Genomic DNA, 21,250 nt, shown 5'->3' with positions numbered 1-21,250 from the left:
ACCCGTCACGGACGCCGCGCCAACCGTCGTTCGCGCCAGATGACCAGCAGACCACCGGCGACGATGAACAGTGCCCCCGGGAACAGGTCGCCCCAGGGTGCCTCGTCAAAGGCCAGCCAGCCGGCGACAAAGGCGATGGGGATGCCGAAATAGCTGAACGGGGCAAGGTTGCTTTGTTCGGTCATGCGGTACGAGACCACCAGGCACAAAACCGCAGTGCCGCCAAAAGCTCCCATTGCCGCAACCCAAGCCAGATCGCGGATATCGGCGATAGGGGTAAAACCGCCCGCGTAGAACGCCAGCGCCAGCGCACCGACGAGTGCCGAGATCACCGAATAGAGATTGATCAGCGGACTGGGCACCTCTGGGTCCATCAGACGGGCCGAAACCCCGGCCAGCGCGTAGAGAAACGCCGCCCCCAAAGGTGCGAGCGCATCCAGCGTGAATGTCTCGCTACCCGGTTTCATCACCATCAGCACACCGGCAAAACCGAGCAACACCGCCAGCCAGCGCATCCCGCCCACCCGCTCGCCCAACAGCGGGACGGCCAGCGCAGTCATGAAGATGGCATTGGCATAGGTGATGGTCGACGCGGTGGCAAAAGCCATCACGCCGAGGGAATAGTAGAACAGGAACTGCGCAAAAGTGACGTAGACCCCGCGCAGAAACCCCAGTTTCCACTGACGCAGCCGCCAGGGCCGGCCGGCCGCGCGCCAAGCACGCGAGGACCACAGCGCAATGAGGCTGGGAAAAATGCCGAAAAAGTTGCGATAGGCTGAAAGCTCGGCGGCTGAGTATCGCGGCGACAAAAGCTTGATGATCAGCCCCATCAGATCGAACAGGACAAGCGCCAGCAGCGACAGAGCGATGGCAAGGATCACGTTATCGCCGCTGCGCCCATTCATCGTCAGCCGTGCCGCGCGGCGACGGTCTTGAGTTGAGAGAAACCGTAAAGCGCTTCGAACCCCTTTTCCCGGCCATGGCCGGACTTGCCAACCCCGCCAAAAGGCAGTTCAACCCCGCCACCAGCACCGTAATTGTTGATAAAGACCTGGCCCGCCCGAAGCCGTTTGGCCAACCGCATCTGGCGCGCGCCGTCACGGCACCAGATACTGGCGACAAGGCCATAATCGGTGCTGTTTGCGATCTCGACCGCTTCGTCCTCGGTGTCAAAGGGGATAAGAACCTGCACCGGGCCGAAAATCTCGTCCCGGGCCAGCGCATGATCGGGCGGCACATCGGCGAACAGCGTCGGTCGGACATAGGCCCCGGTTTCGGGTGCATGGTCGACGATCCGCCCCTGTGCCGCAATGGTCAGATCGGCGCCCTTTGCCAGGAAACCGGTCACGATCTCCTTTTGCCGGGCCGAGATCAGCGGACCCACCCGCAAATCCTCCATCGCGGGGCCAACGGTCAGATCGGCATAGGCCGCAGACATGCGCGCCTTGACCTCTTCGTAGACACCGCGCTGCGCCAGGATGCGGGAAGAGGCAGAGCAGGTCTGTCCGGCATTCTGGCACCCGGCATTCACCAGGAATGGCAGCGCGGCATCCAGATCGGCATCGTCGAATACCAGTTGCGGCGACTTGCCGCCCAGTTCCAGCGTCACCGGCACCACGTTGCGCCCGGCCGCCTGTTGCACCAGCGCGCCAGTAGCGACCGATCCGGTGAACGAGATATGATGCACGCCCGGGTGGCCGGACAGCGCCGCGCCCGCCTCGGCGCCGAGTCCTGGCACCACGTTCAGCGCACCTGCTGGCAGCCCTGCCTGTATCGCCAGATCGGCAAAGGCCAGCGCGGTCAGGCACGCCTCTTCCGCCGGTTTCAACACGCAGGCATTGCCCATCGCAAGTGCCGCACCAACCGAGCGGCCGATGATCTGCATCGGATAGTTCCAGGGCACGATATGGCCGGTGACGCCATGCGGCTCGCGCAGGGTATAGACGGTATAACCGTCAAGATAGGGGATCGTCTCGCCCATGACCTTGTCAGCGGCACCGCCGTAGAACTCACAATAACGTGCCAGCGCCACGGCATCGGCGCGGGCTTGCGTCAGCGGCTTGCCCACGTCGGCCGCTTCGATCACGGCCAGATCTTCGACCCGTTCCAGCACCAGTTGGCCAAGGCGCGTCAGGATGCGACCGCGTTCGGTTGCGGTCATCCGGCCCCAGTCGCCATTCAGTGCCGCCTCGGCAGCAGCAACTGCGGCATCGACATCATCGGCGCCACCGCGCGCGATCCGGCAGATTTCCGATCCGTCAGACGGATTGACCAAGGGCAGGGTCGCGCCACTTTTGGCCGGTTGCCAAACCCCACCCACAAGACAAAGAGAGGCGTCGAACCAGAGAGGTAGCGACATGTCGGTCTCCTTTTCGAAGTCGAAAGCGTAACTGTAACCTTGATGCGGCGTAATTGGAGAGCATCGGCGCAAATTGGCAACCCCCCGCATCCCGGAAAGGCAGGTTTGCCAGAACCCGTCCGCCATGGCCGAGCCCGAAGCGACCCCAAAACGCCATCGCCCGGGATGCTGAGTAAAGACGGATCGCGCCGCCCCTCTGCCCAAACCCTGTCGTCGGAACGATGGAAATACGGTGTATTCCGCCAGCTCCCGCTGGCCGCAGGGGTGGATATGAACCAGAGCGAACCCTGCTTTGCGCCCTTTGAAGACAATCCAATAGGCGATCCTGCCTGCGTCGCGCAAATAGCGCATCGCCATTTCTTCGACCGCCAAGGGCACGCTCGGCGCCACCTCTGCCAGATAGGGTGTCATGGCCGCGATGAGTTCGATGCTTTCCTCTCGGCGGATGCGGGCCAAAGCGATCATTGCGAGATCAAGGGGTGACGGCGCGGCAATCGTGGGGCGGCAGCAATCAGTGCCTCGGTGTAGGGATGCTGCGGGTCTGAAAAGACCTGATCCGTATCACCCTGCTCGACGATACGGCCCGCCTGCATGACCATCACCCGGTCGGTGATCGTCCTCACCACACTCAGGTCATGGCTGATGAACAGATAGGTCAGATCATAAGTGGTACACAGATCGGCCAGCAGGTCGAGGATCTGCGCACGCACCGAAACGTCAAGCGCTGAAACCGCTTCGTCGAACAGGATGAGTTGGGGGCGGATGATCAGCGCCCGCGCAATGGCGATCCGCTGGCGCTGGCCACCGGAAAACTCGTGAATATACTTGCCCGAGTCGTCGGGCGAGAGGCCGACCGCTGTCAGCATCTCGGCGATACGGTCGCGCCTTTCCGAGCCCACTGGCGGGTGTTCCAAAAGGTGAAAGGGTTCGGTCACCAACCGGTCGACCCGGTGGCGCGGATTGAAGCTCCCGTATGGGTCCTGAAACACCACCTGCATCTTGCGGCGGACCGCCAGATTGGCCTTGTTACCGGTATAGACCGGTTGACCATCCAGCAGGATATGGCCGGCTTGCACCGGCTCCAATCCCAGGATCGCACGGGTCAGGGTAGACTTGCCGCAACCGGATTCTCCGACCAAACCCAGACGCTCTCCTTGGTGCAGGGTAAAGCTGACATGGTCCACGGCACGATGTTGACCCGGTCGTGCAAAAAGGCTTGTGCGGGGCAACGGATAATCGCGAACGACATTGGCCACGGCCAGCAGGGGCACCTGACCGCCTGGTTCAGGTAGGGTGACCTGATGTTCTGACGCCGCAAACAACATCTTGGTATAGGGATGCGTCATCCCGGTCAGCAACTGGCGGGTTGGAGCGGCTTCGACCACTTCACCATGTCGCATGACGGCGATGTGATCGGCCATATCGGCGACAACCGCGAGGTCATGGGTGATCATCAGCATGCCCATGCCGTACTCGCGGACCAGACCTTTGATCAGGTCGAGGATCTGTGCCTGCGTGGTCACGTCCAGCGCCGTCGTCGGCTCATCCGCGATCAGGAGTTTCGGGCGCAGGGCAATCGCCATGGCGATCACCACCCTTTGCCGCTGACCGCCCGACAGTTCATGCGGATACCGGCCGAGCGGATAGCGTTCGGGGGGCAGACCCACGCGCGCCAGTACCTCGCGCGCGCGTTCCTCGGCCTTGTCGCGGGGCATGGCCCGGTGGATCAGGATCGTTTCCATGACCTGATCGCCAATGGTCTTGACCGGGTTCAGCGCCGTCATCGGTTCCTGAAACACCATTCCAACCGAGGCCCCGCGCAACTGGCACATCCGATCCTCGGGCAGGTCGAGCACCTCTTCGCCGTCCAGCAGGATGGACCCGGTTGCCGTGCTGCCAGCGGGCATCAGTTGCATCACCGCCAGGGCCGTCATCGACTTGCCCGACCCGCTTTCGCCGGTGACGGCCACGATTTCACCCGGAGCGATGGTCAGGTTGACACGTCGCAGAATCTCGATCCCGTGGATCGACAATGACAGGTCCCTGATCTGCAACAAGCTCATGACCGGGCCACCCGAATGCGCGGATCGAGCCAGTCGCGCAGACCGTCGCCCATCAGGTTCAGCCCCAGCACGGTCAGGATGATGGCAAACCCCGGAATCAAAGCCAGATGCGGGGCAAAGCTGACCATGGTCTGAGCATCGGCCAGCATCCGGCCCCAACTGGGAGTCGGCGGCTGCGCGCCAAGGCCGACATAGCTCAGCCCGGCTTCGGCCAGGATGCCCAGCGAGAACTGAATGGTGCCCTGCACGATCAGCAGGTTGGCCACGTTGGGCAGGATGTGCTCGGCCGAGATACGCGCCGCGCCCTTGCCCGCGACGCGCGCGGCCATGATGAACTCGCGCTCCCACAGGCTCAGCGCCGCGCCACGGGTGATACGGGCGAAGACCGGGATGTTGAAGATGCCGATAGCGATGATGGCGTTGACGGCACCGGCGCCGAATACGGCGGTGATCAAGATGGCGATCACCAGCGAGGGGAAGGCAAAGACCAGATCGTTGCCGCGCATGATCAGCTCGTCCAGCCACGACCCCTTGCGCGCCGCGGCCGCCAGGCCCAGGGGCACGCCCAGGCTCATGCCGATGCCCACTGCAAGCAGGGCCACCGCGATCGAGGTTCGCGCGCCGACCATGATCATGGAGAACATGTCGCGCCCGAAATGGTCGGTGCCGAACCAGTGCTGCGCATTCGGGGTTTGCAGCTTGGCCGGAATGTTCAGTGCGGCGTAGTCATAGGGCGTCCAGACGAACGAGAGGAGCGCGGCCAGCACCACCAGCGAAGACAAGCCCGCACCCAGGATCAGGTTGCGGCTCATGTCCGGGACCTCAGGCGCGGATCGACGGCTGCATAGGCCAGATCGACCAGAAAATTGACGGTGATCACCGCAAAGACCAGCAGCATGACGACCGATTCCACAACGATCAGGTCACGGGAGGAAATAGACTGGAACACGAGCCGACCAAGGCCGGGCAGATAGAACACCTGCTCGATGATGATCGATCCCGCCAGCAGGAAAGAGAATTGCAGGCCGATGATGGTCAACACCGGGATCAGAGCATTGCGCAATCCGTGCCGCCACAGTGCCTGCCGACGGCTGAGACCCTTGGCGCGGGCGGTACGCATGAAATCCTCGCCCAGGATATCGAGAAGCGCCGAGCGCATCACCCGCGCCAGGATCGCGGCTTGCGGCAGGGCCAGCGCGATGGCGGGCAGGGTCAGCGAATGCAGGCCCGCTACCAGCCCCTTGTCCCAGCCGGAAAAGCCGCCCGCGTTGAACCAGCGCAGATTGATGGCAAAGACCAGCACCAGCATCATGGCGAACCAGAAATTCGGAATGGCGACACCCAGTTGGGTTGCACTCATCACGGTCAGATCACCCACCTTGCCGCGACGTGACGCAGCATAGATGCCAGCAGGAAAGGCGATGGCCGTCGACAACGCCAGCGCGTAAAGCGCCAGAGGCAACGACACCCACATCCTGTCTGCGATCATCTGCGAGACAGGCGTGCGATAGGTGTAGGAGGTGCCGAAATCACCGCGCAGCATACCAGTGATCCAGCTGACATAACGTTCGGCCTTTGATTGATCGAGACCCAACTCTGTGCGCAGCGCCGCCAGCGTGTCTGGCTGCGCGTTGACCCCCAGCATGAACGAGGCCGGGTCCCCCGGAGCGATCTCGATCACCGCAAAGATGACCAGGCTGGCGACGGCCAGGCTGATCAAAAGCGAGAGCGCGCGTTTCAGGCTGTAGCGGAGCATGCCGGGTCAATGCCACCCATTCGGATAAAAGACCCGCCGCCGGAGCGGCGAGCCAGAAAATCGCAGATTTTCTGAGCCATTTTCTGGGTCAGAAAATGGTCCCGCGCCTTACTCGGACCAGCTGATCGCCGACAGATCGGTCGCGGCGGTGGGCGCGTTGGCCCACAATCCCTGCACGCCAGCCTTTGCCACGCTCAGGGCGGCAAGCTGGAACAGGTAGCCGTTCACGTAATCGTCGGAAATCATGCGTTGCGCCTGTTGCATCAACTCGGTCCGCTTGTCCGGATCGGTGGTCGAGTTCAGCGTCGTCATCAGCTCCTGAAACGCTGGATTGTCGTACTGGAAGTAGTAATCAGGCCGGGCATAGATGCCGATATCCATCGGCTCGGTATGACTGACGATGGTCAGGCCAAAATTCTTGCCCTTGAACACAGTTTCCAGCCATTGCGCCCACTCGACGTTGGTGATTTCGGCCTTGATGCCGACCGCCGCCAGTTGCGCCGCAATGATCTCGCCGCCGCGGCGGGCATAGGATGGCGGTGGCAGATGCAGCGTGGTTTCAAACCCGTCCGGGAAACCGGCCTCGGCCAACAATGCCTTGGCCTTGTCGGGGTCATAGGCAGAGTTGCCGGTCAGATCGACATAAGCCGGGTTGTGCGGCGCGAAATGGGTACCGATCGGCGTGCCATATCCAAACATCGCCCCATCGATGATCGCCTGACGGTCGATGGCATGGGCCATCGCCTGGCGCACCTTGATGTTGTCGAACGGCGGCTGCTTGTTGTTGGTCGACAGGATGGTTTCGCCCTCGGTCGAGCCGACCAGCACCTGGAACCGCGGATCGGCTTCGAATTGCGGCAGGTTTTCGGGCGCGGGGAAGCCGGTGAACACATCCACATCCTCGGCCATCATCGCGGCGAAGGCAGCGGTTGGGTCCGAGATGAATTTGAACGTCGCCTGCTCCAGCGCAGGCTCGGCGCCCCAATACCCCGGATTGCGGTTCAGCACGATCTTGTCGCCCTGCACCCATTCGCCCAGCGTGTAAGGGCCGGTGCCGACGGGCGCGGTCTTGATGTTCTCGATGCTCTCGGGCGCCACGATCACCGCATCGCCCCAAGCCATATTGAACAGGAAGTTGCCGTTCGGTTCCTTCAGCGTCACCTTGACGGTCAGCGGATCGACTACATCGACGCTGTCGATCCCGGCGAACAGCGCCTTTTGTGCATTGGCGCTGTCCTCGGCCCGGGCGCGGTCCAGGCTGAACTTGACGTCCTCGGCATCCATCGCCGAGCCGTCGTGGAAGGTCACGCCCTCATGCAGCTTGAAGGTATAGACGGTGCCGTCATCCGAGATCTCCCAGCTTTCGGCCAGGGCGGGTACGATGGATCCATCACCCATGAAGCGGGTCAGCCCCTCGAAGATGTTGACATAGACCACCGAGTCGATGGCTTGCGCCGCGGCGCTGGTCGGGTCCAGATGCGGCGGTTCCAGCTGCATGGCGATGGTGATGTCATCCTTTGCCCAGGCGGCGCCGGCAAAAAGTGCGGCGCTCAGCGCAAGACCGGACACCAGTCCGCGGTTTACAATCCGTTTCATTCCAACTCTCCCCTATCGGTTTCAACGGTTCGGCCACATCGCGGCCGCGTCACGGCTCACTGTTTCCCTAAACCTCGGGGCAATCAAGGAATTGTTGGCGCAACCGGTCTTTCGCTGCGATCGCGAAATACTTATGCTGCGATGCAACATTTTCTGCGGAGGACTGAAAATGAGTGCAACTGCCCACAAGACCGCCCCTAATGCCCAGGATATCCGGGCGCGAAAAGGGGGCGTGCCGCTGGTCAGCCTCACCGCCTATACGACGCCGATGGCGCGGCTGATGGACGGGCATTGCGATTTCGTGCTGGTGGGCGACAGCGTCGGCATGGTGCTGCACGGGCTCAGTTCCACACTGGGCGTGACGATGGAGATGATGATCCTGCACGGTCAGGCGGTGGCGCGTGGGCTGGACCGCGCGATGCTGGTGATCGACATGCCATTCGGCAGCTACGAGGAAAGCCCGGCGCAGGCGTTCCGCAATGCCGCCCGGCTGATGGCCGAAACCGGCGCCGGTGCGGTCAAGCTGGAAGGCGGGGTCGAGATGGCTGAAACCATCCGGTTTCTGGTGAAACGCGGCATTCCGGTGATGGCCCATGTCGGGCTGACGCCGCAGTCGATCAACACGCTGGGCGGGTACAAGGTGCAGGGCCGCGACGATCAGGCCCAGGCGGTGCTGGCCGATGCGCATGCGGTAGCTGATGCGGGCGCGTTCTCGGTCGTGCTGGAGAAGGTACCTGCGACGCTGGCCGACCGGATCACTGCCGAAGTGGCGATCCCCACCATTGGTATCGGCGCTTCGGCCGGGTGTGACGGGCAAATCCTGGTGGTCGATGACATGCTGGGTTTCTTCGCCGCGTTCAAACCGAAATTCGTCAAGCGATATGCCGATCTGGGGCCAATGGCCGGGGCGGCGATTGCCGAATACGCCGCCGAGGTGCGCGCACGCGACTTTCCGGCGGCGGAACATGTGTTTGCCGATCAGGCCCCTGTCAAAGGAGCCAAGGCATGAGCGCGCCGATTCTGCGCAAGCTGGCCGATCTGCGCGCCACCACCGCCGGATGGAAGCGTGCGGGTGAGAGCATCGGCGTGGTTCCCACGATGGGCGCGTTGCACGATGGCCACCTGTCGCTGGTCGCTGCGGCCAAGGCGGCTTGCGACCGGGTGGTGGTGACCATTTTCGTCAACCCGAAACAGTTCAACAGCCCCGAGGATCTGACCAAATACCCCCGCACCGAAGAGGCCGACGCGGCCAAGCTGGCGCCCTATGGGGTCGATGTGACCTATGTGCCCGATCCCGACCAGATCTATCCCGAGGGGTTTGCGACCACCGTTTCGGTCTCGGACCTGACCGATGTGATGGAGGGGGCGTTCCGCCCCGGTCATTTCGACGGGGTGGCGACCGTGGTGGCCAAGCTGTTCCTGCAAACCGGGGCCGACCGGGCTTTTTTCGGCGAAAAGGACTATCAGCAGATGATGCTGGTGACCCGCATGGCACAGGATCTGGATATCCCGATCACCGTGATTGGCTGCCCCACGGTGCGCGAGCCTTCGGGACTGGCGATGTCGTCGCGCAACGCGCGGCTGTCGGCGGAGGGGCTGGATCGGGCCGGGCGGCTTTTCCCGGTGATGCGGCGGGTGGCCGAGCGACTGGCAGCGGGTGCGTCCTTTGGTGATCTGTCGTCCGGCGCGCGCGAGACGCTGGGCGAGGCGGGCTTTGTCGATATCGAGTATTTCGAACTGCGCGCGGCGGACAGTCTGCGCGCGCTCGACCGGCCCACCGAACCCGCGCGCCTGCTGGTGGCGGCCTGGCTCGACGGGGTCCGGCTGATCGACAATATCGCGGTTCCCCAACTAAGCGATTAGTAGGGGCTTCCTGACACGCCGGAAATGCGGCTACAGTCCCGGGTCAAGAGAAGATGACAGGGGGCAGACAATGACCTTTATTCTGGCGATCGACCAGGGCACCACCTCGAGCCGGGCGATCCTGTTCGATGGCGACATGCGGAGGGTGGCGACCGCGCAGCGTGAATTCACCCAGCATTTCCCCGAGGCGGGCTGGGTCGAACACGATGCCGAGGAGATTTGGCAGACCACGGTCGCGGTCTGCCGAGAGGTGATAACAGGCAAAGGGATCGGGCCGGAACAGATCGCCGGAATTGGCATCACCAACCAGCGCGAAACCACCGTGGTCTGGGACAAGGCCAGCGGCGCGCCCGTGCATCGCGCCATCGTCTGGCAGGACCGGCGCACCGCCGCCATCTGCGAGCGGCTGCGTCATGCGGGGTGCGAGGATGACTTTACCGCCCAGACCGGTCTGCTGCTGGACCCCTATTTCTCGGGCACCAAGGTGAAATGGATCCTCGACACTGTCCCCGGCGCCCGGGACCGGGCTGCGGCCGGAGAGCTGTTGTTCGGCACCATCGACTCTTTCCTGATTTGGCGGCTGACCGGTGGGCGGGTGCACGCGACCGATGCCACCAACGCCGCGCGGACGCTGATGTTCGATATCCATCAGGGGGAATGGAGCAAGGAGATCTGCGAATTGCTCGACGTGCCGATGGCGATGCTGCCCGAGGTGCGCGACTGCGCCGCCGATTTCGGCACGACGGATCTGTTTGGCGGGCAGGTGCCGATCCTGGGCGTTGCGGGCGACCAACAGGCAGCCACCATCGGACAGGCCTGTTTCCAGCCCGGCATGATGAAATCCACCTATGGCACCGGCTGTTTCGCGCTGCTCAATACCGGGACACAGCCGGTCGCCTCGCAAAACCGGCTGCTGACGACCATCGCCTATCAGCTGGACGGCCAGCGGACCTATGCGCTGGAAGGGTCGATTTTCATCGCCGGGGCGGCGGTGCAATGGCTGCGCGACGGCCTGGGGATCATCGAGAATGCGGCGCAGAGCGGCGAGTTGGCCGCCCAAGCCGACCCGGCGCAGAACGTCATTCTTGTGCCCGCCTTCACCGGTCTTGGCGCGCCCTATTGGAAGCCCGATTGCCGGGGTGCCATGTTCGGGCTGACGCGCAATTCCGGCCGGGCCGAGTTCTGCAAGGCTGCGCTGGAAAGCGTCGCCTATCAGACCCGCGACCTGTGGGAGGCGATGCAGGGCGACTGGGGCGCGGATGCGAATGTGATTCTGCGAGTCGATGGAGGCATGAGTGCGTCCGACTGGGCGATGCAGGGCCTTGCCGACCGTCTGGGCGCTCCGGTCGACCGCCCGGTGATGCAGGAAACCACGGCACTGGGCGCGGCCTGGCTGGCGGGGATGCGGGCGGGAATCTATCCAGATCAGGCAGGCTTTGCCGAGACCTGGGCGCTGGATGCGCGGTTCACGCCGAAGATGCCCGAGGGCAACCGCGAGGCCGCCTATCGCCGCTGGAAAGCGGCGGTGGCGGCGGCGATGATGGTCTAGGTTGAAACCCGTGCGCCTTCGGCGATGGTCCGGGGGCGCGCATTCAGCTCTTCTATCGAGAACCCGGCGATGGATTTGTACCTGGCCGCATGCGCGGCCAGTTCGGCGCTGGGGATCACCGTATCGATATCGTCGAAATCCCCACCGCACAGATCCTCGACCCGTTGCAGCACCCCGTCCGGGCCGCCTCCCGCACGATTGGCCTGGCCAACGGCGGTGGTCACCGGGCGGACCTCGGCCTCGTATGCCGCCAGAGCCTTGGGCGTAATCCCATGCTCCAGCAGACGGGCACCGATGATGCGCGCATCCAGAATCGCCTGGCTGGCCCCGTTCGACCCCACCGGATAGGTGGGATGCGCCGCATCACCCATCAGGGTCACCGACCCGTCCGTCCAAAGGGGCAGCGGGTCGCGGTCGACCATCGGGTATTCATAGACCACCTCGGCCCCTTGGATCAGCGCGGGAACGTCGATCCAGTCGAACTGCCAATCGGCGAAATCCGGCAGGAAGTCTGCGATATCGGCGGCACGGTTCCAATCTTCTTTCTTCCACGTGGCATCGAGGGGAAAGCGTTTCTCGGCGATCCAGTTCATTTCGACCATGCCGTCGCTGTCCGGGTCCGAAATCGGATAGGATACAAGACGCAGATCGTCATGCCCGATCATCGCCATGGCGCCGCCGCCTAAATAGGCGGGCGCCCGGGTGGTGGCACGCCACAAGACGCGCCCGTTCCAAATCGGCTCGCCCTCGTCCGGGTACATCTGCGCCCTCAGCGCCGAATGGATACCATCGGCGGCGATCAACAACCGCCCTTCAGCCCTGCGTCCGTCACTCAGGATCAGAGCCGCACCCTCGGACCCGGTTTCGAACCCCGCCGCGCGGGCGCCCGTCACTACGCAATCCGCCCCGGCGCGTGCAACCAGCGCGTCATACAACATCATCTGCAAAGCGCCGCGATGCACCGAATATTGCGGCCAGGCATAACCCGCCCAGGTGCCACGCGGTTCTTCCCAGATGGTCTTGCCCAGTTTCGAATAGAACCCCAGTTGGCGCGTCCGCACCCCGATCCGGTCCAGCTCCGCTTCCAGCCCCATGTCGAGCAGCTCGCGCACCGCATTGGGTTGCAGGTTGATCCCCACCCCCATCGGGCGCAGCACCGCCGTCGCCTCGTAGATGCGGAAGGGCACCCCGATCTGATGTAGTGTCAGCCCCAGGCTGAGCCCCGCAATACCGGCGCCGGCGATCAATACGGTCATGGACTTCTCCCTCTCTCGTGGCGACAGACTGCCCGGCGCCGCGCAAGAGGTCGAGAGAAAATCAGCCCTGATAGGGGCGCAGGAAAACCGGCTTGTCGGGTTCGGACAGCTCCGCGCTATACTGGTATCCGCCGCTGTCGAATTCGCTCAGCGCCTGTGGATCGGTCAGGCGGCGTTGCACGATATAGCGGGCCATCGCCCCACGCGCCTTCTTGGCGTAGAAACTCACGATCTTGGGCGCGCCGCCCTTGTCCTCCATGAACACCGGCGTGATCACCCGCAGTTTCAGCGCCTTGGGATCCACGGCGCCGAAATATTCCTGGCTGGCGCAGTTGACCAACACGTCGGTGCCGATCTCATCGGCCTGCGCGTTCAGCGTTCTGGACAGCTGGTCACCCCAATAGTCATAGAGTGATGTGCCCCGCCGCGTCTTCAACCGGCTGCCCATTTCCAGCCGATAGGCCTGGATCGCATCCAGCGGGCGCAACAGGCCGTAAAGCCCCGACAGGATGCGCAGATGCTGCTGCGCCCATTCCATCTCTTCGGGATCGAGCGAGGCCGCCTCGAGCCCCTGATAGGTGTCCCCGGCAAAGGCCAGCGCGGCAGGGCGGGTCACATCAGCGCTTGGCGTATCGGCGAATTCGCGGAACCGGTCGCGGTTGAGCCGGGCCAGATCGTCGCTCAGCCCCATCAGTTTCTTGAGATCGCCGAGCGTCAGGTTGCGCGCGGTCTTGGCCAGCCGCACCGCATCGTCCTGAAAGGCGGGTTCAGTCGCCGCAATGTCACGTTCCGCCCAATCCAGCCGCTTGGCCGGAGAGATCACCACCAGCATGTCCTGCCCCCTCGTCCTTGGTTCCGACCGTATCTAGGACGCCTGGCCGAGCACGTCCAGAAAGGCCTCACCAAATCGTTCCCAGCGTCGATCACCCAACAGCGTTTCCAGCCCGCGCCGGTCGTCGGGCCGCATCTGTGCCACCTTGGCCAGTTGCGCCGCCGAACAGCTGAGCGGCTTGTCGATCCCGTCAGGGCCGCGCGCCAGATCGGCCTGTACCGCCAGAAGCCGGTCATAGATGTTGCCGGTCCCACGCCCGGCCAGTTTACGGCGGGCAGGATGTAGCGCCTCGGCCGCGCCGCTCACCACCTCCAGAAACATGGCGCCATAGCGCTCCAACTTTTTTGCGCCGATGCCGCCAATACGAGCCATCTGGTCCAGCGATGCGGGGCGCTTCTCGGCCATCTCGATCAGGGTGCGGTCGGGAAAGATCACATAGGCCGGGACCCGTGCCGCCTCGGCCAGCGCGCGGCGCTTGGCCTTGAGGGCCGACAGCAGCGGCGCGTCCTCGTCATTGACCATGGCCTTGACCGCCGGACGCCGCGCCGCCTTGCGCACCGTATCCTTGCGCAGCTCGATCCCGGTCTCGCCGCGCAGGATCGGTAGCGCCGCCTCGGTCATCCGCAACGCGCCATGGCGTTCGGGATCGGGACGCACCAGGTCGCGGCCCATCATCTGGCGAAAGATCGCCTGCCACTGGGCGCGGTTCCATTCGGTGCCAACGCCATAGGTGGGCAACTGGTCATGGCGGCGTTCGCGGATCTTGTCGGTCTGGTTGCCCAGCAGGATGTCGATCAGATGGGTGGCGCCGAACCATTCCTCGGTTCGCAGCATCGCCGACAGGGCCATGCGCACCGCGGTGGTACCGTCAAAGCGCTCAGCCGGGCTGTCACACAGATCGCATTTACCGCAAGTGACCTCGGTCTCGCCAAAGTAAGCCAGCAGGGTCTGGCGGCGGCAGATCAGCGCCTCGGCCAGACCCAGAAGCGCGTTCAGCCGGGCATGATCGGCGGCGCGGCGCTCGGGCGGAGCCAGACCCTCGTCGATCTGGCTGCGGCGCAGGCGGATGTCGTCGGGGCCGAACAGGGTCAGTGTTTCGGCTGGCCCGCCATCTCGGCCCGCACGGCCGATTTCCTGATAATAGGCCTCGATGGATTTCGGCAGATCGGCATGGGCGACCCAGCGGATATCGGGCTTGTCGATGCCCATACCAAAGGCGACTGTCGCCACAACGATCAGCCCGTCCTCGCGGGCAAAGCGGGTCTCGACGATGCGGCGATCCTCGGCCTCCATGCCGCCGTGATAATGACAGGCGCTGTGGCCGTCCGCGCGCAGGGCCTGCGCCAGTGACTCGGTCTTGGCGCGGGTGCCGCAATAGACAATGCCCGACTGGCCGCGCCGGGCGCCCGCGAAATCCAGGATCTGACGGCGCGGGCTGTCCTTGGCGGCAAAGGCCAGGTGGATATTGGGCCGGTCGAACCCGCGCAGGAAACTGCGCGGTTCCTCGCCATCGAACAGTTTCGCAACGATCTCGGCCTGGGTCTCGGCATCCGCCGTGGCGGTAAAGGCGGCCAGCGGCACGCCCAGCGCCCGGCGCAACTCGCCGATGCGAAGGTAGTCGGGACGGAAATCATGGCCCCACTGGCTGACGCAATGGGCCTCGTCCACCGCGATCAGGCTGACCCCGATCCGCCGCAGCATCCCCATCGCCGCGCCCGAGGCGAGCCGTTCGGGGGCCATGTAAAGCAGCTTCAGCCGCCCCGCCTCCAGCGCCTGCCAGACCGCCTCGGTCTCCTCAGACGTATTGCCCGAGGTCAAAGCGCCCGCCTCGACACCCGCCTCTTGCAGGCCGCGCACCTGATCACGCATCAGGGCGATCAGCGGCGAGATCACCACCGTCACCCCCTCACGCATCAGTGCCGGCAGTTGGAAGCAAAGCGATTTGCCGCCCCCCGTCGGCATGATCGCCAGCACGTTCTCGCCCTCGGCCACGGCACGGGCGATCTCTTCCTGCCCTGGACGGAACGCGTCGAATCCAAAGACATCTCGCAGCAGGGGCGCGGCGTCGAACATGTGGAAGGGGCCCGTTCTATCTTGTCTGTCAGCTCGTTTCCGACAGCATACACGGGGCCAAAAGCCGGAAACAACCCTGCTTCTTTCTGGCCACAATACTCCGGCGGAACGGCCGCAGGGGGTGGGGGCAGCGCCCCCTATTGCCAGTCAGTAAAACAGGGCTGCGTTGTTGATCAGCACGATCCGCAGCGCCATGATCGCCAACAGCACGACCAGCGGCGTCAGGTCCAGCCCACCCATCGGCGGCAGGATACGCCGGATCGGTCCATAGATCGGCTCCAGAACCCGGTTCAGCCCGTACCAGATTTGCGCGACCAGTTGCTGGCGCATGTTCAGCACCTGGAAATTGATCAACCAGCTCATGATCACATGCGCCAGGATAAAGAACCAGATCACGTCCAGGATCAGCATCAGGATTTGAAACAGCGACTGCATGGGGCCCCCTTGTTTGCCGACCGACATGAGACCTAAGAGCAGCAAGCCAAAGACGCAAGTCCCAAGGAAACACTTGCCTAACCGCCAGAGCGCCAGCCATAACCAAGAAAAGAGGCAGGGGGATGGAAATGGCAACGATTTCGGCGCGCAAGCGGATCTGGGGCTGGTACTTCTTTGACTGGGCCAGCCAGCCTTACCATACGCTGCTGGTCACATTCGTTTTCAGCCCGTTCTTCGCTGCGGTTGCGGCCGATTTCTTCATGGGCCAAGGCATGGAGACCGAAGCCGCCAAGGCGCAGGCGCAGGTGGTATGGTCGCAATGCCTGACCATCACGGGGCTGATCATCGGTTTCGGCGCGCCTTTCCTGGGGGCGATGGCCGATATCTCGGGCCGCCGCATGACCTGGATCACCATGTTCTGCGGAATGTATGTCGTGGGTGCCTGGGGCCTTTGGTACATGGATCCAACCGGTGGCAACCTGTGGTGGATGATGGCCAGTTTCGGCATCGGTTTCATCGGCGCCGAATATGCGCTGATTTTCATCAATGCGCAGCTCCCCTCTCTCGGCACCAAAGAGGAGGTGGGCCAGATATCGGGCTCGGGCTTTGCCTTTGGCTATCTCGGCGGCGTGGTGGCCCTGTTCATCATGCTGCTGCTCTTTGTCGAGCAGGGCAATGGCAAGACGCTGATCGGCCTCGATCCTATACTGGGGCTCGACCCGGCGACCCGCGAGGGGACACGCGCCGTTGGTCCGTTCACCGCGCTCTGGTTCGTCATCTTCATGATCCCCTATTTCCTGTGGGTGCGCGAACCCGCCGGCAGCGGCCGGCGCGGCAGTTTCGGTCAGGCGGTCGCACTGGTCGTGCAATCGGTCAGGAACCTGCGCCACCGGGGCAGCCTGGCCAGCTATCTCGCCTCTTCCATGTTCTATCGCGACGCGCTCAACGGTCTCTACGGTTTCGGCGGGGTCTATGCCCGGTTGGTGCTGGGCTGGGAGATCACTATGATCGGTGTCTTTGGCATCATCGCGGCCATCTCGGCCGCGGTGTTCAGCTGGCTGGGTGGGCTGGCGGATCGCAGGCTGGGGCCGAAACCGGTCATCGTCGGCTCGATCCTGGTGCTGATCCTGGTTTGCGCCACCATCGTCGGGATGGATCGGACCCAGATCTTTGGCATCCCTCTCGCCCAAGGGTCGAGCCTGCCTGATTACGTCTTCTTCTTCTGCGGTGTCCTGATCGGCGGGTTCGGCGGCATCGTGCAGGCGGCCAGTCGGTCGCTGATGGTGCGCCATACCAATCCCGAAACCCCGACCGAAAGCTTCGGTCTTTACGGCCTGTCGGGTCGGGCCACCGCCTTCTTGGCGCCCGCATTGATTGGGGCGGCCACGGCGGCGACCGGATCTGCCCGCTTGGGGGTTTCACCGGTCGTGGGCTTGTTTATTCTGGGGTTGATACTGTTGATTTGGGTGAATCCTAAAGGGGACCAGAAATAGTGTTTTTTCAAATCATTGCCGTTTTTCTTCTGGCGTTGAGCCCGATTCTAGGTGTTTCACAGGCTCAGGCCGAACCCTTGGCCAAGGAGTTGTTCGGGGCGCAAAAGACCGCCTCTCGGCAAAAACCCGCCGTCTATGGCAGCTATGCCAAGGGTTGCGCCGCCGGCTTGGAGCAGTTGCCAGAGACCGGACCAACCTGGCAGGCGATGCGGCTCAGCCGCAATCGCAACTGGGGTCACCCCGAAACGATTGACTTCATCAAGGACCTCAGTGGCTTTGCCGCTGGTCAGCGAGGCTGGAGCGGGCTCTATATCGGGGATATCAGCCAGCCGCGCGGTGGCCCGATGCTGACCGGGCATCGCAGCCACCAACTGGGGCTGGATATCGACATCTGGATGCTGCCGGCCAACAATCTACGCCTTTCCGGCTCGCATCGCGAAAAGATCTCTTCGGTCTCGCTGCGCCGGGCCGAGGGCGCCTATGTAAATTCGAACTGGACCGCGCAGCATCACGCCATCATCCGCGAAGCCGCCCGCGACAAGCGGGTGGCGCGGATCTTTGTCTTTCCGGGCGCCAAGGTCTGGATGTGCAACAACGAAAAAGGAAACCGCGCCTATCTGCGCAAGATCCGGCCCTGGTGGGGGCATCACTATCATTTCCATGTCCGGCTGAATTGTCCCAAAGGGTCGTCCGGCTGTGCCGATCAGGACGCGCCCCCCAAAGGTGACGGCTGTGCTGAAGCACAGGAATGGGTGAACAACATTCTGAACCCGCCACCACCCAAACCAAGGGATCCAAACGCCCCGCCGCCCAAGAAACGCCGCGAATACGTTCTGTCCGATCTGCCCAAGCAATGCGCCTCGGTCTTGCGGTCGCAATAGGCGCCGCCCTATTGCTGTCCCTGCTGCCTGCCCGGGCGATCAACCGGGGCAAGGCCGAGCATCTGGACAGTTTTACCTGGAACAGAACCGATCCCTGGTTTGGTGGTTTCTCGGCAATCGAAGTCGGTGACGATGGTCTGTCGATGACGGTCTTGTCGGACCGCGCCAAGATCCTGACAGCCCGGATCAGTCGGGATGGAGAGCGGATTTCGGGCGTAACGCCGGGCCAGGTTCACAAAGTCAGATCGAGCCGGAACAAGGTGCTCAACGGTCGGGCCGGGGACAGCGAGGGGCTGGTCGTCGCGCCCGATGGCTCCCTCTATATATCCTTCGAGGGTATCGCACGCGTCGCCCGGTACCGCCGAATTGGCGGGCCGGCCGAGGTGCTGTCTCGCCCCAAAGCCTTTGATCACATGGCCAGGAACGGCGCGTTCGAGGCACTGGCCATGGACCCCAAAGGGCGCCTTTACACCATGCCCGAAAGCAGCCGGGCCGCCGATGGCACGATCCCGGTCTATCGTTGGGACGGTCGGGTCTGGGACACGGTATTCCACCTCGATCAGATCGGAGGTTTCCTGCCCGTCGCCGCCGACTTTGGCCCGGACGGCCTCCTTTACGTTCTGGAGCGGAAAGCCGGAACGCTTGGCTTTCGCTCGCGCCTGCGGCGCTGGACGGTGACGGAACAGGGCGCCAGCAACGAGGAAACCCTGTTTCAGAGCGGCACGGGCCGCCATGACAATCTCGAAGGTCTGTCGGTCTGGCGCGACGCGCAGGGAAAGCTGCGCGCCACCATGATCTCGGACGACAACTTCCTGTTCCTGCAACGCACAGAGATCGTCGAATATCGGCTGCCGGATTGACTCGAACCGCCCACGCAGGCTAAAGGCCGCGCTTGCTCGCCCTACTCAGCGGGCCAAGTCGCCGCACCCTTGCCAAAACGGATCCTGACACATGACCCGCAAACACCTTCCCGGCATTCTTGCCATGGCCACTATCGTTGTGGCCTCGAACATCCTCGTCCAGTTCCTGATCCTTGATGGCCTGCTGACCTGGGGCGCGTTTACCTATCCCTTTGCGTTTCTGGTCACCGATGTGATGAACCGGGTCTATGGGGCCGAGGCGGCACGACGCGTGGTGTTCGCGGGGTTCGTCACCGGCGTTGTCTGTTCGCTGGTCGGTAGCCAGATCGTGTTGCAGGGCGACGGATACACCTATGCCGCCGTGCCGCTGCGCATCGCCGTGGCCTCGGGCACCGCGTTCCTGATCGCGCAGCTGACCGATGTCGCAGTGTTCAATCGGCTGCGCGGCGGCGGCTGGTGGCGCGCACCGCTGGTCTCGACCCTGGTCGGCTCCGCGCTGGATACAGCGCTGTTCTTTACAATCGCGTTTTCGGCCAGCATCGCGGTTTTCGGCCCGGATGCCGATGCCGCGATCAATTGGGCCTGGGAAGCGGTCCCCTTCATGAATCGCGGCGCCCCCGCGCCGTTATGGGTGACGCTCGCCTTTGCCGACTGGCTGGTCAAGCTGTCGCTGGCGATGATCGCACTGTTGCCATTCCGCCTGATCGTTCAGCATCTTTTGCCAACCCGTGGCGCTGCCTGAAAAAAACGTTTGGCGCAAATCGCTTCCTGTGGCACGCTGAAGATAAGTTCAACAGCAAAGCAAAGGAGGTGGTCCAGTGTCGAGAAAGGGATTGGAGAGAGGTGTCGGAACCTAGGGCAGGCGCCGGTCAAGGCAGTCCTTGGCGGTGATCCGCCCCGGTCGAGCTTGTTGGCCCACTGGCACAGCTTCCTGAACTTTCGAAAGGTCGCCCCACGGGCGGCCTTTTTCATGCGCCGCCGCCCGGGTATTGTCGTGCCATGTTGTATGTTACCGACGAAATCGCCATCAATGACTGGGAACTGAGTGAGAGCTTCATGCGCGCCTCGGGGCCGGGCGGACAGAATGTCAATAAGGTTTCATCAGCCGTCGAGCTTCGGTTCGAGGCCGCCCGGTCGCCCGCGCTGTCGGATCCGGTCAAGGCGCGCCTGAAACGGATCGCAGGACGCCGCTGGACAACCGAAGGCGCGATTGTTCTGCAATGCGACGAAACCCGCAGCCAGGCCCGCAACCGCGAAATCATCCGCGCCCGGCTTGTCGAACTGATCGCGCGCGCCCTGGTGGCCCCAAAACGCCGCGTGGCCACGAAACCCACCAAAGGCTCGGTCCGACGGCGTCTCGACGCCAAGAAGGCCCGGGGCGAGGTCAAGTCTCTTCGCGGCAAGGTGGCTGACGAATAGGCTGGCATCGCCTTGATCCGGTGCTAGGGTAGCGCCAGCGGAGAGGGAGCAAGCATATGAGACTGAACGGAAAGACCGCTATCGTCACCGGCGGCGCGCAGGGCTTTGGTGCCGGAATCGTGGCAAAATTCGTATCTGAAGGCGCCCAGGTGATGGTGGCCGACATCAACATGGATCAAGCGCAAAAAACGGCGGCCGAAATGGATGGCGACGCCTTTGCCCACCAGGTCGACGTGTCCGATGGCAACTCGGTCGATGCGATGGCGGCGGCGGCTTTCCGGCGCTTCGGCCATGTGGACATTCTGGTCAACAACGCAGGCGTCACACACCTGCCGTCGCCTATGGAAGATGTCAGCGAGGCGGATTTCGATCAGGTTTTCCGGGTCAACATGAAGTCGGTATTTCTGACAGCCCGCGCGCTTGTTCCGCATATGAAGGAGCGCGGCAAGGGCGCGATCCTGAACGTTGCCTCCACCGCCGGTGTTTCACCGCGCCCCAGGCTGAACTGGTACAATGCCTCAAAGGGCTGGATGATCACCGCGACGAGAACGATGGCGGTCGAGCTTGCTCCGTCAGGCGTGCGCGTCAACGCGCTGAATCCGGTTGCTGGCGAAACGCCCCTGCTCAAATCCTTCATGGGCGAGGACACTCCGGAAATGCGCGCCAAGTTTCTCTCGACCATCCCGCTCGGGCGGTTTTCAACGCCGCAGGACATGGGCAACGCTGCCTGTTTCCTTTGCTCGGACGAGGCCAGCATGATCACCGGCGTCGCCATGGAAGTCGACGGCGGCCGCTGCATCTGAGTCTTTGGAAAG

Annotated in this window: 19 protein-coding genes; 9 read left to right on the top strand and 10 right to left on the bottom strand. The window is 63.4% G+C overall.

What is annotated here, in order from left to right:
- Positions 1–5: 5 nt before the first annotated feature.
- From G0P99_RS13590 to G0P99_RS13565, 6 genes are all read right to left on the bottom strand, one after another.
- A complete protein-coding gene (locus tag G0P99_RS13590) occupies positions 6–905 on the bottom strand; it encodes a DMT family transporter (RefSeq protein ID WP_164130676.1) in 900 nt (299 codons plus the stop codon).
- A 2-nt stretch (positions 906–907) separates the two neighbouring features.
- Entirely contained in the window at positions 908–2,359 is a 1,452-nt protein-coding gene (locus G0P99_RS13585; RefSeq protein WP_164131166.1) for an aldehyde dehydrogenase family protein, read from the bottom strand.
- A gap of 461 nt (positions 2,360–2,820) precedes the next feature.
- The gene (locus G0P99_RS13580) at positions 2,821–4,422 is read right to left on the bottom strand and encodes an ABC transporter ATP-binding protein (protein ID WP_164130674.1); all 1,602 of its coding nucleotides are present in this window, start codon (positions 4,420–4,422) and stop codon (positions 2,821–2,823) included.
- Positions 4,419–5,234: an ABC transporter permease gene (locus G0P99_RS13575; protein WP_164130672.1), complete on the bottom strand. Its 816-nt coding sequence runs from the start codon at positions 5,232–5,234 to the stop codon at positions 4,419–4,421. Before G0P99_RS13575 ends, G0P99_RS13580 begins: the two co-directional genes overlap by 4 nt.
- Positions 5,231–6,178: an ABC transporter permease gene (locus tag G0P99_RS13570; protein WP_164130670.1), complete on the bottom strand. Its 948-nt coding sequence runs from the start codon at positions 6,176–6,178 to the stop codon at positions 5,231–5,233. Before G0P99_RS13570 ends, G0P99_RS13575 begins: the two co-directional genes overlap by 4 nt.
- A 108-nt stretch (positions 6,179–6,286) precedes the next feature.
- Positions 6,287–7,774, bottom strand: a complete 1,488-nt coding sequence (locus tag G0P99_RS13565) for an ABC transporter substrate-binding protein (RefSeq protein ID WP_164130668.1) — start codon at positions 7,772–7,774, stop codon at positions 6,287–6,289.
- A 169-nt stretch (positions 7,775–7,943) separates the two neighbouring features.
- On the opposite strand from G0P99_RS13565, the gene panB reads away from it, so the two are divergent.
- From panB to glpK, 3 genes are all read left to right on the top strand, one after another.
- Positions 7,944–8,783: a 3-methyl-2-oxobutanoate hydroxymethyltransferase gene (gene panB / locus G0P99_RS13560; protein WP_164130666.1), complete on the top strand. Its 840-nt coding sequence runs from the start codon at positions 7,944–7,946 to the stop codon at positions 8,781–8,783.
- Entirely contained in the window at positions 8,780–9,637 is an 858-nt protein-coding gene (gene panC / locus G0P99_RS13555) for a pantoate--beta-alanine ligase (protein ID WP_164130664.1), read from the top strand. The genes panB and panC overlap by 4 nt, the downstream gene beginning before the upstream one ends.
- Before the next feature lie 70 nt (positions 9,638–9,707).
- Positions 9,708–11,186: a glycerol kinase GlpK gene (gene glpK / locus G0P99_RS13550; RefSeq protein WP_164130662.1), complete on the top strand. Its 1,479-nt coding sequence runs from the start codon at positions 9,708–9,710 to the stop codon at positions 11,184–11,186.
- Here glpK and G0P99_RS13545 read toward each other — a convergent pair.
- From G0P99_RS13545 to G0P99_RS13530, 4 genes are all read right to left on the bottom strand, one after another.
- Entirely contained in the window at positions 11,183–12,442 is a 1,260-nt protein-coding gene (locus G0P99_RS13545; RefSeq protein ID WP_164130660.1) for a flavin-dependent oxidoreductase, read from the bottom strand. The genes glpK and G0P99_RS13545 overlap by 4 nt on opposite strands.
- 61 nt (positions 12,443–12,503) lie before the next feature.
- Positions 12,504–13,274, bottom strand: a complete 771-nt coding sequence (gene yaaA, locus G0P99_RS13540; protein WP_164130658.1) for a peroxide stress protein YaaA — start codon at positions 13,272–13,274, stop codon at positions 12,504–12,506.
- Between the two features lie 33 nt (positions 13,275–13,307).
- Positions 13,308–15,347 carry a DNA helicase RecQ gene (gene recQ / locus G0P99_RS13535; protein ID WP_164130656.1) on the bottom strand — a complete coding sequence of 680 codons (2,040 nt, stop codon included), beginning with the start codon at positions 15,345–15,347 and terminating at the stop codon, positions 13,308–13,310.
- 147 nt (positions 15,348–15,494) lie between these two features.
- On the bottom strand, positions 15,495–15,782 hold the full coding sequence (locus G0P99_RS13530) for a YggT family protein (protein ID WP_011045893.1): 288 nt from the start codon (positions 15,780–15,782) through the stop codon (positions 15,495–15,497).
- A 128-nt stretch (positions 15,783–15,910) separates the two neighbouring features.
- Between G0P99_RS13530 and G0P99_RS13525 the strand changes: the two genes are divergently transcribed.
- From G0P99_RS13525 to G0P99_RS13500, 6 genes are all read left to right on the top strand, one after another.
- A complete protein-coding gene (locus G0P99_RS13525) occupies positions 15,911–17,275 on the top strand; it encodes an MFS transporter (RefSeq protein ID WP_164130654.1) in 1,365 nt (454 codons plus the stop codon).
- 29 nt (positions 17,276–17,304) lie between these two features.
- On the top strand, positions 17,305–18,156 hold the full coding sequence (mepA, locus tag G0P99_RS13520; RefSeq protein WP_203583112.1) for a penicillin-insensitive murein endopeptidase: 852 nt from the start codon (positions 17,305–17,307) through the stop codon (positions 18,154–18,156).
- The gene (locus G0P99_RS13515; protein ID WP_164130652.1) at positions 18,129–19,016 is read left to right on the top strand and encodes an esterase-like activity of phytase family protein; all 888 of its coding nucleotides are present in this window, start codon (positions 18,129–18,131) and stop codon (positions 19,014–19,016) included. Before mepA ends, G0P99_RS13515 begins: the two co-directional genes overlap by 28 nt.
- A gap of 91 nt (positions 19,017–19,107) precedes the next feature.
- Positions 19,108–19,758: a queuosine precursor transporter gene (locus G0P99_RS13510; RefSeq protein WP_164130650.1), complete on the top strand. Its 651-nt coding sequence runs from the start codon at positions 19,108–19,110 to the stop codon at positions 19,756–19,758.
- 257 nt (positions 19,759–20,015) lie between these two features.
- Complete coding sequence (gene arfB, locus G0P99_RS13505; RefSeq protein ID WP_164130648.1) at positions 20,016–20,435, top strand: alternative ribosome rescue aminoacyl-tRNA hydrolase ArfB; 420 nt, start codon at positions 20,016–20,018, stop codon at positions 20,433–20,435.
- Between the two features lie 56 nt (positions 20,436–20,491).
- Positions 20,492–21,238 (top strand): SDR family oxidoreductase, encoded by a 747-nt coding sequence (locus tag G0P99_RS13500; RefSeq protein ID WP_164130646.1) that lies wholly within the window; start codon positions 20,492–20,494, stop codon positions 21,236–21,238.
- The last annotated feature ends 12 nt before the right edge of the window (positions 21,239–21,250 follow it).

Origin of the sequence: Ruegeria sp. PrR005, assembly GCF_010500245.1 — a bacterium.
Taxonomy (GTDB): domain Bacteria; phylum Pseudomonadota; class Alphaproteobacteria; order Rhodobacterales; family Rhodobacteraceae; genus Ruegeria_B; species Ruegeria_B marisflavi.
This window is presented reverse-complemented; position numbering and strand designations above follow the sequence as displayed.